General features: G+C 65.7%; 11 protein-coding genes. 5 read left to right on the forward strand and 6 right to left on the reverse strand.

What is annotated here, in order from left to right; genetic code table 11:
- The first annotated feature begins 13 nt into the window (after positions 1 to 13).
- The gene (locus KW845_RS26925; RefSeq protein WP_370628300.1) at positions 14 to 1,504 is read left to right on the forward strand and encodes a PLP-dependent aminotransferase family protein; all 1,491 of its coding nucleotides are present in this window, start codon (positions 14 to 16) and stop codon (positions 1,502 to 1,504) included.
- Between the two features lie 25 nt (positions 1,505 to 1,529).
- Here KW845_RS26925 and KW845_RS26930 read toward each other — a convergent pair whose 3' ends face one another.
- Positions 1,530 to 2,525: a DUF72 domain-containing protein gene (locus KW845_RS26930; protein WP_218372467.1), complete on the reverse strand. Its 996-nt coding sequence runs from the start codon at positions 2,523 to 2,525 to the stop codon at positions 1,530 to 1,532.
- A gap of 144 nt (positions 2,526 to 2,669) precedes the next feature.
- On the opposite strand from KW845_RS26930, the gene KW845_RS26935 reads away from it, so the two are divergent.
- On the forward strand, positions 2,670 to 4,757 hold the full coding sequence (locus tag KW845_RS26935; RefSeq protein ID WP_218372468.1) for an ATP-dependent helicase: 2,088 nt from the start codon (positions 2,670 to 2,672) through the stop codon (positions 4,755 to 4,757).
- Here the strand turns inward: KW845_RS26935 and KW845_RS26940 are convergent.
- The 5 genes from KW845_RS26940 to cyoA all read right to left on the reverse strand — a co-directional run bounded on the left by KW845_RS26940 (position 4,754) and on the right by cyoA (position 9,576).
- Complete coding sequence (locus tag KW845_RS26940; protein ID WP_218372469.1) at positions 4,754 to 5,527, reverse strand: SURF1 family protein; 774 nt, start codon at positions 5,525 to 5,527, stop codon at positions 4,754 to 4,756. The two genes, KW845_RS26935 and KW845_RS26940, sit on opposite strands and share 4 nt — an antisense overlap.
- On the reverse strand, positions 5,524 to 5,919 hold the full coding sequence (gene cyoD, locus KW845_RS26945) for a cytochrome o ubiquinol oxidase subunit IV (protein WP_218372470.1): 396 nt from the start codon (positions 5,917 to 5,919) through the stop codon (positions 5,524 to 5,526). The genes KW845_RS26940 and cyoD overlap by 4 nt, the downstream gene beginning before the upstream one ends.
- Entirely contained in the window at positions 5,916 to 6,542 is a 627-nt protein-coding gene (gene cyoC, locus KW845_RS26950) for a cytochrome o ubiquinol oxidase subunit III (RefSeq protein WP_218372471.1), read from the reverse strand. The genes cyoD and cyoC overlap by 4 nt, the downstream gene beginning before the upstream one ends.
- Positions 6,535 to 8,538 carry a cytochrome o ubiquinol oxidase subunit I gene (cyoB, locus tag KW845_RS26955; RefSeq protein WP_218372472.1) on the reverse strand — a complete coding sequence of 668 codons (2,004 nt, stop codon included), beginning with the start codon at positions 8,536 to 8,538 and terminating at the stop codon, positions 6,535 to 6,537. The genes cyoC and cyoB overlap by 8 nt, the downstream gene beginning before the upstream one ends.
- Before the next feature lie 63 nt (positions 8,539 to 8,601).
- Positions 8,602 to 9,576 (reverse strand): ubiquinol oxidase subunit II, encoded by a 975-nt coding sequence (gene cyoA / locus KW845_RS26960; protein WP_255592965.1) that lies wholly within the window; start codon positions 9,574 to 9,576, stop codon positions 8,602 to 8,604.
- A gap of 196 nt (positions 9,577 to 9,772) precedes the next feature.
- On the opposite strand from cyoA, the gene KW845_RS26965 reads away from it, so the two are divergent.
- The 3 genes from KW845_RS26965 (at position 9,773) to KW845_RS26975 (ending at position 12,841) form a co-directional block, all read left to right on the forward strand.
- A complete protein-coding gene (locus KW845_RS26965; RefSeq protein ID WP_218372474.1) occupies positions 9,773 to 11,077 on the forward strand; it encodes an MFS transporter in 1,305 nt (434 codons plus the stop codon).
- Between the two features lie 62 nt (positions 11,078 to 11,139).
- Complete coding sequence (locus KW845_RS26970; protein ID WP_218372475.1) at positions 11,140 to 12,144, forward strand: magnesium and cobalt transport protein CorA; 1,005 nt, start codon at positions 11,140 to 11,142, stop codon at positions 12,142 to 12,144.
- A gap of 52 nt (positions 12,145 to 12,196) precedes the next feature.
- Entirely contained in the window at positions 12,197 to 12,841 is a 645-nt protein-coding gene (locus KW845_RS26975; RefSeq protein ID WP_218372563.1) for a thermonuclease family protein, read from the forward strand.
- The last annotated feature ends 51 nt before the right edge of the window (positions 12,842 to 12,892 follow it).

Consider the following 12,892-nt stretch of genomic DNA (forward strand, 5'->3'; position numbering starts at 1 on the left):
CTGGTAGAACCAATTGCGTACCCTTGCCGGCGATCTATTACAGTTGCGGCTGGGCGAGCCCGCCGACGGGCCGATGAACAAGCGCCTGTACCGCGGCATCCGCGAGGCCATCCTGGATGGCGCCATTCCCGCCGGCACGCGGCTGCCCGCCACGCGCGACCTGGCGGCCGAGCTGGGCATCGCGCGCAATACGGTGGTGCACGTGTATGGCCAGTTGTTGGCCGAGGGCTATACCTATAGCCGCCAGGGCAACGGCACGTTCGTGACCGACTCTGTACCCGACACGTACCTGGCCAGCGGCCGCAGCCGGCGCCATGTGGCGGCTGCGCCACCGGGCGCGGCCCTGTCGGCGCGCGGGGCGCTGATTGTCGACGAGGCCTCGGCGTCGCCGTACCAATGGGGCGCCTTCATGCCCGGCGTGCCCGACGTGACCGAGTTCCCGCACAAGAAGTTCGGCCGCATCGTCAACGCGCTGTGGCGCAATCCCACCCCGGCCATGCTGAGCTATTCGTACGGCGGCGGACTGCCGGCCCTGCGCGAGGCGCTGGCCCAGCATCTTGCCGTGACGCGCTCGATCGATTGCGAGCCCGACCAGCTCATCATCGTGGAAGGATCGCACCAGGCCATCGACCTGGCCACGCGTATCCTGGGCGACACCGGCGATGTGGCATGGGTGGAAAACCCGGGCTATTGGGGCGCTCGCACGGTGCTGGCCGCCAACGGCATCCGCATCGTGCACCAGCCGGTGGACGACGAAGGCATGCAACTGCCCGCACAGGCCGAGGGCACGCCGCCGCGCTTCATTTTCGTGACTCCGTCGCACCAGTACCCGCTGGGCTCGGTGATGTCGCTGGCGCGCCGGCGCCAACTGCTGGCCATGGCGCGCGGCTGGGGCAGCTGGATCATCGAAGACGACTACGACAGCGAATTCCGCTTCTCGGGGCGCCCGATTGCTTCGCTGCAAGGACTGGAGCCCGATGCGCCGGTCATCTACCTGGGCACGTTCAGCAAGACGCTGTACCCGGGCCTGCGGGTCGGCTACCTGGTGCTGCCCAAGACCTTGACCCGCGCATTCCAGGCCGCGCATGCCGAGCTGTACCGCGAGGGCCACTTGATGACGCACGCGGCATTGGCCACTTTCATTGCTGAAGGCCACTACGCCGCGCACATCCGCCGCATGCGCATGCTGTATGCGCGGCGGCGCGCCATGCTGGTCAACTTGATCGAGCGTCGGCTGGGGGCCGAGTGGCTGCACCGCGATTCCAGCGATGCCGGGCTGCACCTGGTGCTGAACTTGCCCGCCGACATGGACGACGCGCGCGTGGTCGAAGAGGCCCGTGCCCGGGGCGTGCTGACCCGGCCGTTATCGCGGTATTACGCTACCGGCACGGACAACCGGCCAGGGCTGCTGCTGGGGTATGCCTGTGTGCCGGAAAGCGAGATCGCGCGCAAGTTCGAGGTGGTGCTGGACAGCCTGGCGGCGGTGGCGCGGCGGCGGGCATAGCGGTGCGGCCAGGATCGCCCGGGCGCTAGCGGGTGCCTGAGACCCTGGCGGACGCAAGCGCGGCCGCCAGGCGCGTGGCATTCTGCATGCCCTGGTCCTGGTAATTGGTATTGAGCACCGCATGGGCCTTGCGTACCTGTTCGGCCAGCCGTTTCAGGCGCTCGGCCAGCTCGGCCAGTTCGGCCGGCGTGTATTCATATTGAAAGCGCCCCGACGACGCGCCCGACTGATTGTTCCAGGCCGCGGCATTGCGGCCGTGCAGGCGCAGCACCGCCAGGTCGGGGTGGGTGGTTTCCCAGACGGCGGGGACCGTATTGTCGAAGCCCTGCGGGGCGTCTACCACCGTGTGCACTGCGCCCAGCTCGCGTTCGAAGGCCAGGGTCGACACGCTGGCGGCAGGCGTGCCGAACCAGCTGCGATGGCGGAATTCCACCGACATCAGGTGTTCGTCCATATGGCGGGCGCATTCGCCGACCAGGGCCTGGCCGCGTGCATTGCATTGCACCCAGGGGGCGAACTGGAAATGCACCGCGCCCAGCTTGCCTGCCATGCGCAGCGGTTCCAGCGCGATCAGGAAGCGGCGCCATAATTCGTCCTGCAAGTCGGCCGGCAATTGGTTGTAGAACAGTGCCGCATCCGGCCGGGCCGGCCGATGTGCGGGGTACGGGCCCTCTTGCACAGGCTGCCCGCCTTGGCCGTCCCAGTCGTCCCGGTCGTGGCTGGCGCCGCCCAGCTCGCGCCGGATATCGGACGGCAGGGCCCGCAGCGGCGCCGGGTGGCCGGTGAACAGGCGGAATGCCTTGATATTGAAGGTGAAGCCGGCCGGCGTGCGGCTGGCCCACAAGTGCGCCATGTGGCCGCTGGGCATGCCGTAGTAGGTGGCATCGACTTCGGCCAGGCCGAACCGGTTGGCGTAATGGCGCAGGCGCGCCTCGGGGGTGCGCACCTGCGGCGGGTAGAAGCGGCCGCAGGCCAGCAGGGTGGGGTCGGTCCAGGAGGCGGTGCCGGTGAGGATATGCATGGCGGGCAGGCCGGTCCGGCGGCGCACAAGGCGGGCGACAGCGGTGGGCCAGTTCCGTTATAGTCTGTATGAATATACAGTATTTTGCCCTTGCCTCTGCCTCTGCCTCTGCCTCTGCCCTTGTCCCTCCAACGTTCGCCACGCATGTCCGCCACGCCCGATTCCGCTGATCCTGCCGATTACCTGTCCGACTTGAACCCTGCCCAGCGGGCGGCTGCCGAGTTCGGTGCGGGCCAGCCGGATGCGCCCGCCTTGCTGGTCATCGCCGGGGCAGGGTCGGGCAAGACCAGCACGCTGGCGCATCGCGTGGCTCACCTGATCTTGAACGGCGCCGACCCGCAGCGCATGCTGCTGCTGACGTTCTCGCGCCGCGCCGCCCAGGAAATGGAGCGCCGCGTGGGCATGGTGCTGCGCCGCGTGATGAAGCTGCACGCCACCCAGCAGGCCCCCGCGTTGCCGTGGGCCGGCACCTTCCACAGCATCGGCGCGCGGTTGTTGCGCGATTGTGCCGGCCGCATTGGCCTGTCCGAAAGCTTCACTATCCACGACCGGGGCGACGCCGAAGACCTGATGGGCATGGTGCGGCACGAGCGCGGCCTGTCCGCCACCGCCGAGCGCTTTCCGCTCAAGGGCACGTGCCTGGCCATTTATTCGCGCGTCATCAACAGCCAGGCGCCGGTGGCCGATGTGCTGAAGCAGGCGTTTCCCTGGTGTGCGCAGTGGGAAGAGGCGCTCAAGGGGCTGTTCGCCGCTTATGTGCAGGCCAAGCAAGACCAGCAGGTGCTCGACTACGATGACCTGCTGCTGTATTGGTCCGAGATGATGCAGGACGACGTCCTGGCCCATGACGTGGGCGCGCGTTTCGATCATGTACTGGTCGACGAATACCAGGACACCAATCGCCTGCAATCGGCCATCCTGCTGGGCATGAAGCCCGATGGCCGCGGCCTGACCGTGGTGGGCGACGACGCGCAGTCCATTTATTCGTTCCGCGCGGCCACGGTGCGCAACATTCTTGATTTCCCGGCGCAGTTCGCGCAGCCTGCCCAGGTGATCACGCTGGAACGCAATTACCGTTCGACCCAGCCCATCCTGGACGCATCCAACGCCGTCATCGAACTGGCCAGCGAACGCTACACCAAGAATCTCTGGACCGACCGCGCATCGTCCAGCCTGCCCGCGCTGGTTACTGTCAGCGACGAGGCCGGGCAGGCGCGCTGGGTGGCCGACCAGGTACTGGCCCGGCGCGAAGAGGGCGCCACCCTGAAGTCGCAGGCGGCGCTGTTTCGCGTGTCGAACCACAGCGCGGCGCTGGAACTCGAACTGACCCGCCGCAATATTCCCTTCGTGAAATTCGGCGGGTTGCGCTTCCTGGAAGCCGCCCATATCAAAGACGTGCTGTCGTTGCTGCGCTGGGCCGAGAATCCGCGCGGGCGGCTGGCCGGATTCCGGGCGGCGCAATTGCTGCCGGGCATCGGGCCGGCCATCGCCGGCCGGTTGATGGATACGCTGTCCGAGGCGGCCGAGCCGCTGGCCGCGCTCGCCGAATTCAAGCCCGGTGCGGCCGCCAAGGCCGACTGGGACGCTTTTGCGCAAACCTATGCCGCTCTGCGCACGCCAGGCCTGCAATGGCCGGCCGACCTGGACCTGGCGCTGCGCTGGTATGCGCCGCAGCTCGAACGCTTGTATGAAGACGCGCGCGTGCGCAAGGCCGACCTGGACCAGCTGGCACGCATCGCCGCCGGGTACGCCAGCCGCGAACGCTTCCTGACCGAACTGACGCTCGACCCGCCCGATGCCACCAGCGCCGAATCGGGTCCGCCGCTGCGCGACGAAGACTACATGATCCTGTCCACCATCCATTCGGCCAAGGGCCAGGAATGGAAGGCGGTGTATGTGCTGAATGCGGTCGACGGCTGCATTCCCTCGGACATGAGCACCGGCACGGCCGAGGAAATCGAAGAAGAGCGGCGGCTGCTGTACGTGGCCATGACACGCGCCAAGGAACGCCTGCAACTGGTCGTGCCGCAGCGCTTCTATGTGCATCAGCAGACCGGCCTGGGCGACCGCCATGTGTACGGCTCGCGCACGCGCTTCATTCCCGATGCGCTGCTGCCCTTGTTCGAATCGCTGCCCAAGCCGCCCGAATTGCCGTTCGGGCGCGGCCGGCCGCTGGCCGAATCGGCGCCGCGCATCGACGTGGCGCAGCGGGTACGCAAGCTGTTTTCCTAGCCCTGTGCGTCCTCGCGTTCGCGCCGTTCGACGCGAACCGCGATGACCGCGCCCACGATCACCATCGCCGCCAGGGCGAACCAGGTGATGGCGTATGAAAGGTGATTGTTCGGAAAGTCGGTCACGGTCAGGCCCGGCACCGGCGCCACGGCCGGGGCATGCGCCTGGCCAGGCCCTTTTTCCACATCGATGAAGTAGGGGGCGATCTGGCCCAGGCCGTGCGCCGCCGCGATGGCGCCGGTATCGCGCGAATACCAGATATTGCGGGCCGGGTCGTTGGTGCGCAGGAAGCGCAGATCGGGTTCGGACATCCGCAACAGGCCGGCCACGCTGATTTCGCCGGCCGGATGGTCCGGGTTCGGCCGCTTGCGCCAGGCCGGCAGCACGAAGCCGCGGTTGATCAGCACGGTGCCGCCATCGCGCAATTGCAGCGGCGTCATCACCCAGTAGCCGCTGCCATAATCGGTGGTGGCCTGCACCAGGGTTTCCTGGTCGTAGCGCGGCGTGCCGGTGGCCTGCACATGCCGGTATTCGTCGTCGCCGCGGCTCAGCGACGGCCATTGGGCCGGCCCGGGGGCCTGGGCGGCGGGCAGGTGCACGCGCTGGTCTACCTGCGAAATCAGCTCGAGCTTCCAGGCGCGGCGCTGCACCTGCCACACGCCCAGAGAGCAGAACACGGCAAACAAGACGAGCGCCAGCACGGACAGGAAAACGATCCTGGCGGTGCGGCGCGGCGGGGGCAGGGGTTGTGCAGGCGGCGGGGGGGTCAAGGCATGTTTCGCATGTCGTGCGGCGACATGGGCATCATATTGTGATCCAGATGGTACATGATCCAGATCGAGCCGCTGAGCGCGATGACCACCAGCACCAGTGTGAACACGATCGAAAGCATGTTCCACCCCTCTTCGGCCTGGAAGTCGACATGCAGGAAGTAGATGACGTGGACCACGATCTGGACGATGGCGATGGCCAGGATCACCAGGCCGGTCACCCGCGAGCTGGAAAAGACATTGGCCATGACGATGAAGAAGGGAATGGCCGTCAGGATGGCCGCCAGAACGAAGCCCAGCAAATAGCCATGCAGCGAGGCGTGGGCCAGGGGGTCTTCTTCGTGGCCATGATCATGGTCGTGGCCATTGTTGGCGGTTGCCGGGGTGTTCATGGCAGGACTCCCATCAGGTAGACCACAGTGAAGACGCCGATCCAGACCACGTCCAGGAAATGCCAGAACATGGACAGGCACATCAGGCGGCGCTTGTTCGGGATGATCAGGCCGTGCATGCCGATCTGCACCATCAGCACCACCAGCCAGACGATGCCGAACGTGACATGCAGCCCGTGGGTGCCGACCAGCGCGAAGAAGGCCGACAGGAAGGCGCTGCGCTGCGGGCCCGCCCCTTCGGCGATCAAGTGGGTGAACTCGTAGATTTCCAGGCCCAGGAAGCCCGCGCCCAGCAGGCCGGTGACCGCCAGCCAGCCCAGCAGCGAGCCGATCCGGCCCTTGCGGCCCTGCAGCAGCGCAAAGCCATAGGTGATGGACGAGAGCAGCAGCAGCGACGTGCTCAGTGCCACCAGCGGCAGGTCGAAGAGATCGGCGCCGGTCGGGCCGCCGTCGTAGTTGCGGCCCAGCACTGCGTAGGTGGCGAACAGGCAGGCGAAGATCAGGCAGTCGCTCATCACGTACACCCAGAAGCCCAGCAAGGTGCCGTTCTTCACATGGTGTTCTTCCGCCAGGTAGAACTGGGGCGTGGCGTCGCCCGGCAGGGTAGCGGTGTGTTCAGGCATGGCCGGCCAGCAGTCGGGTGCGATCGGCCTCGCAGCGGGCGACGTCGTCGGCCGGCAGGTAGTAATCGCGGTTGTAGTTGAAAGTGTGGAAAATCGCGACGCCGATCACGGCGGCGAAACTCAGGATTGCCAGCGGCCATATGCGCCAGATCAGCGCGAAGCCCATCACCATCGAAATGCCCGCCAGCACGATGCCCGCCCAGGTATTGGCCGGCATATGGATGGGAATGAAGCCGCCGTGCGGCCGCGTGTAGCCCAGCTGCTTCATTTGCCACCAGGCGTCGCGGTCGTGCACCAGCGGCGTGAAGGCATAGTTGTAGGCCGGCGGCGGCGACGAGGTGGACCATTCCAGGGTGCGGGCGCCCCAGGGGTCGCCGGTGTGGTCGCGCAATGCCTCGCGCCGCTTGAAGCTGACGTACAGCTGGATCAGGAAGCACGCGATGCCGCCGGCGATCAGCAGGGCGCCCACGGCGGCGATCTGGAACCAGATCTGCAGCGAGGCGTCGTCGAAATGGTTCATGCGCCGCGTGACCCCCAGCAGCCCCAGCACGTACAGCGGCATGAAGGCCACGTAGAAGCCCACCAGCCACAGCCAGAACGACCATTTGCCCCAGAACGGATCCAGGCGGTAGCCGAAGGCCTTGGGAAACCAGTAAGTGATGCCGGCGAACAGGCCGAATATCACGCCGCCGATGATGACGTTGTGGAAATGCGCGATCAGGAACAGGCTGTTGTGCAGGGCGAAGTCCGCGGGCGGCACCGCCAGCAGCACGCCGGTCATGCCGCCTATCACGAAGGTCACCATGAAGCCGACTGTCCAGAGCATCGGCACCTCGAAGCGGATGCGTCCGCGGAACATGGTGAACAGCCAGTTGAACACCTTGGCCCCGGTGGGAATCGAGATGATCATGGTGGTAATGCCGAAGAACGAATTGACGCTGGCGCCGGACCCCATCGTGAAGAAATGGTGCAGCCACACCAGGTAAGACAGCACGGTGATCACCACCGTGGCATACACCATGGACGCATAGCCGAACAGCCGCTTGCGGCAGAAGGTGGGCACGACTTCAGAGAATATGCCGAAGACCGGCAGCACCAGGATATAGACCTCGGGGTGGCCCCAGATCCAGATCAGGTTCACGTACATCATGGCGTTGCCGCCGCCGTCGGCCGTGAAAAAATTGGTGCCCAGGTAGCGGTCCATGGCAAGCAGCGCCAGCGCGACGGTCAGCACCGGGAACGAGACGACGATCAGGACGTTGGTGCACAGCGCGGTCCAGGTGAAAATCGGCATGCGCATCATGTTCATGCCCGGAGCGCGCATCTTGACGATGGTCACCAGCAGGTTCACGCCCGACAGCAGTGTGCCCACCCCTGCGATCTGCAATGCCCATATGTAATAGTCCACGCCTACATCCGGACTGTTCAAGATGCCCGATAGCGGTGGATACGCCAGCCAGCCGGTGCGCGCGAATTCGCCCACGAACAGCGACATCATCACCAGCACGGCGCCGACGACGGTCATCCAGAAGCTGAAGTTGTTCAGGAACGGAAAGGCCACGTCGCGCGCGCCGATCTGCAGCGGCACGACATAGTTCATCAGGCCGGTGACCAGCGGCATGGCCACGAAGAAGATCATGATCACGCCATGGGCGGTGAAGATCTGGTCGTAGTGGTGCGGCGGCAGGTAGCCCGCGCTTTCGCCGAAGGCAATGGCCTGCTGGGTGCGCATCATCAGGGCATCGGCGAAGCCGCGCAGCAGCATGATCAGGCCCAGCACCACGTACATGATGCCGATTTTCTTGTGGTCGATGCTGGTGAACCATTCGCGCCACAGGTAGCCCCACAGGCGGAAGTAGGTAATGGCACCCAGCACCGCGGCCGCGCCGAGCGCGACGCCGATGAACGTGACCACCAGGATGGGTTCGTGCAAGGGAAGGGCGTCCCAGCTCAGGCGTCCGAACAACAGGCTTTCGGTGGCGGGATGGTCTGGCATTTTCGGTGTTCCTGCAAGATTGTTCGTCGAGCTGGGGCTTGGGTAAGGCGGCGGCCTGGCAGGCTACATGGCGGGACGCGCGGCCAGGGACGGCAATTCCAGGGACGGCAATTCCAGGGTGGCCTGCCTGGGCGCCCGGCAGATCGCGCCAGCCATGCCGCGCGCGCAATCAGTACCGGGTTGCACGCAGCGGTTCAGGATCGCGTCGTACAGGCTCGGCTCTACGTTGCCGAAGCGCTGCACAGGCGCGGCCACGCTGGGTTGCTCGAGCTGCAGGTAGGCGGCGCGGTCCAGTGCGTTGCCGGATGCCTTGCCGGTTTGCACCCATTGGTCGAAGTCGGCCTGCGACAGGCCGTGGAACTTGAAGCGCATCTGCGAAAAACCCGCGCCGCTGTAGTTGGCCGAAAATCCGTCGTATTCGCCGGGATGGTTGATGACGGCATGCAGGCGGGTCTGCATGCCCGGCATGGCGTAGATCTGGCCGGCCAGCGCGGGGATGTAGAACGAGTTCATCACGCTGGATGACGTGATCTTGAACTCGATAGGGCGGTCGACCGGCGCGGCCAGCTCGTTGACCGTGGCAATGCCTTGCCCGGGGTACAGGAACAGCCATTTCCAATCCAGCGCCACCACCTGCACCTCGAGCGGCTTGACGCCGGCGGGCACGGGGCGATCGGCATCGATGCGGGACAGCGGGCGATAGGGGTCCAGTTGGTGGGTGCTGACCCAGGTCAGCGCGCTGAGCGCGATGATGATCAGCAGAGGCGCCGCCCATATCAGCAGCTCGAGTATGGTGGAGTGGTCCCAGTCGGGAGAATACGTGGCTTCGGCGTTGGTTTCGCGGTAGCGCCAGGCAAACCATAGCGTGGCGGCGATGACCGGCACGATGATCAGCAGCATCAGGCCGGTGGAAACGAGGATGATGTCGCGCAACTGCCACGCGACGTCGCCAGAGGGCGACAGCAGTACAGCCTTGCTGCAGCCGCCGAGTGCGCCGAGTACCCCGAGTACGGGCAGGATCAGTGCGGCTTTTGGCATTCTGAAAAACGGCACGGACATGCAACCCCCTAAGGATTATGGCCCATCCTCAAAGAATATTTGCAACCCTACTCTGGAAGCTTTGAAAAATCTAGAGTAAAAAGGGAAGTCAGTTCGATTCGTGGAGCGGTCAGCAGCCCCGTAGTCGCCTGATCGGGGTAGTCTGTTTCCCACCACAGACGGAGCGAGTCATCGTATGTCCAGTACCGCGATGCAGTATCCCCCATCTGCCCAAAAGCCTGGCCATGCCAGCATCGCACCGGGAGAAATCGCGGTAGGCGTGGTCATTGGGCGGGCGTCCGAATATTTCGACTTCTTCGTCTTCGGCATCGCTTGCGTGGTCGTTTTCCCACACGTCTTCTTTCCGTTCGAGTCGCCGCTGTACGGCACCTTGTGGTCGTTCACGATTTTTTCCTTTGCATTCATCTGCCGGCCGTTCGGCACCGCTATTTTCATGGCGGTGCAACGCCGTTGGGGCAGGGGAACCAAATTGACGGTGGCCTTGTTCTTGCTGGGCACCTCTACCGTGGGCATGGCGTTCCTGCCCGGCTACGAGGCGATCGGGCCCATGGCGATCGGGCTGCTGTCGGTGTTCCGCTGCCTGCAGGGCATCGCCCTGGGGGGCTCGTGGGATGGCTTGCCTTCGCTGCTGGCGCTGAACGCGCCGCCGGACCGGCGCGGCTGGTATGCGATGTTGGGGCAACTGGGCGCGCCGGTGGGCTTCATGCTGGCCAGCGCGATCTTCCTGTACCTGCTCAGCACGCTCAGCAACCAGGACCTGCTGGAATGGGGCTGGCGCTATCCGTTCTTCGTGGCGTTCGCGATCAACGTGGTGGCGCTGTTTGCGCGGCTGCGGCTGGTGCTTACCGAGGAATACACCCGGCTGCTGGACGAGCGCGAGCTCTCGCCCATCCCCGTTTCCGAGGTCATCGACCAACAGGCCTACAACGTCTTCATCGGCGCTTTCGCGGCCCTGGCAAGCTATGCGCTGTTCCACCTGGTAAGCATTTTCCCGCTGTCGTGGATCAGCCTGCACGGCGAGCGTTCGCTGGTCAGCATATTAAGTGTGCAGATCGTGGGCGCCGCCATCAGCTTCGTGGCCACTATCGTTTCCGGCTGGATCGCCGACCATTTCGGGCGCCGCAGGACATTGGCCGCGCTGGCAGTGCTGATCGGCCTGTTCGCGCTTTGCGCGCCGTGGCTGCTGGCCGGCGGTGCGCTGGGCGAAAATACCTTTATCCTGTGCGGGTTCGTGCTGCTGGGCCTGTCGTACGGCCAGGCCTCGGGCACCGTGACGTCGAATTTTTCGATGCACTTCCGCTACACCGGGGCCGCGCTGACCACCGACATGGCCTGGTTGTTCGGCGCGGCATTCGCACCCTTGGTCGCGCTGGGGCTGTCCATGAAATTCGGCCTGATCGCCACCAGCGTCTACTTGATTTCAGGTGCCGTCTGCACCTTGCTGGCGCTGCGCATCAACCGGCTGATCGAAACCAACTGATGAGCTATCATGCCCCGATCGCCCGGCGCCCCGCGCCGGGCGCGACATGAGCGGAGGCATGCATGCCGCAAGATCAACCCGTCCCGCCGCAGCCGGAAAGCGAGGTGGTGGCGTCGGTGGCGTATGTGCAGGGCAGGCGGTCGCATGACGTGCCTCTTGAAGACATCAAGTCATACACCTGCCAAGACGAAAACCTGTTGTGGATCGGGCTGCGCAACCCCCGCAGCGAACTGCTGCAGCAGGTGGCCGACGACCTGGGCATCCGGCCCAAGACCCGCGACGAAATGCTCGAGCCGCACCGCCGGCCCAAGATCATCGACTTCGGCCATTGCGTGCTGGTGGTGGCCATTACCGTCGAAATCGACCAGGGCCGGCCGTCTTTCGGTGAAACCCAGATCCTGATCGGCCGCGGTTTCCTGCTGACGGTGCGGCGCGGCGCCACGACCAATTACAGCGTGCTGCGTGAGCGCCTGGAATCCGCGCCCGACCTGCTCAGGCGCGGAAGCGACTACGTGGCCTCGGAATTGCTCGACCTGCTGATCGACCATTACGTGGCAGCCGCCGGCCACCTGGAAAGCGTGGTGGAATCGGCCGAACAAAAACTGTTGATCCGCGGTGCCAAGGATTCCGATATCCGCAAGCTGTACCGGCGGCGCCGCGACCTGCTGCGCATTCATACGGTGATCGCGCCGCTGGCCGAGATCTGCCGCCGGCTGGCCACCATGGATATGTCATCGGTCGATGCCGACGCGCGCCCCTACTTTTCGGTGGTGGCCGACCGCGTGCTGCGTGTGGACGAACTGATCAGCGGCTTGCGCGAAGCCCTGGCGTTTGCCTTTGAAGCCAGCCTGATGATCTCGCAGTCGCAGCAGAACGACATCACCCGCCGGCTGGCGGCCTGGGCAGCCATCCTGGCGGTGCCCACCGCGGTGGCGGGTATTTATGGCATGAACTTCGAATTCATGCCCGAACTGAAAACCCACTGGGGCTATCCGGCCACGCTGGCCTGTATCGCCACGGTGTGCGGAGTGCTGTACTGGCGCTTTCGCAAGGCGGGCTGGCTGTAGGCACCGCCCTGGCTGTGGCACACTGCACGCCAATTTCCTCTTCCGGGACACTATCTTGCGCAGGCAGATTTCGTTCGGCCGTCTTGGCCGCAGGCTGGGCGGTGTGCTGGGCGTGGCCCTGGCCGCCGCGCTGGTGCACTGGTTCCAGGGCGGGCGCGACGCGCCGCCGGCGGCTCCGCCGGCCAGCCCCTCGGCACCGGCCGCCACCCGGGCCCCCGATGGCGTGCCCGCCGGCCGCTACACCCTGGCCGGGACAGTGACCAAAGTGGCCGACGGCGATACCGTGACCTTGCGCGTGGGCGGGGGCCAGCACCGCATCCGCCTGGACAGCATCGATGCCCCCGAGGCCGGCCACAGTGCGCAAGAGCCCGGCCAGCCCTATGCCCAGGCCTCCCAGCGGTACCTCGAGCAGCTGGTTGGCGGCAAGACGCTGACCGCGCAATGCTACGAGCAAGATCAATTCCAGCGCGAGGTATGTGCGCTGATCCTGCCCGACGGCAGTTCGGCCAACCGGGCCCAGGTGGCGGCCGGCTATGCCTGGGCCTATACCGCGCGGCGCGGCGATTACCTGCGCGACAAGGCCATGCCCGAGCTGCAGCGGCAGGCCCGCCAGGCCGGCAGCGGCCTGTGGGGGCAGGCCGGCGCCACCGAGCCCTGGAAGTGGCGTTACGAATGCTGGCGGAACCAGCGCTGCTAGCGGCCTGTCCAACGCGGGTCCCCCGGCCCGGCAGGCTGAATGGGGTACGCG

This window comes from Bordetella sp. BOR01 (assembly GCF_019218885.1).
Lineage (GTDB): Bacteria > Pseudomonadota > Gammaproteobacteria > Burkholderiales > Burkholderiaceae_B > Bordetella_A.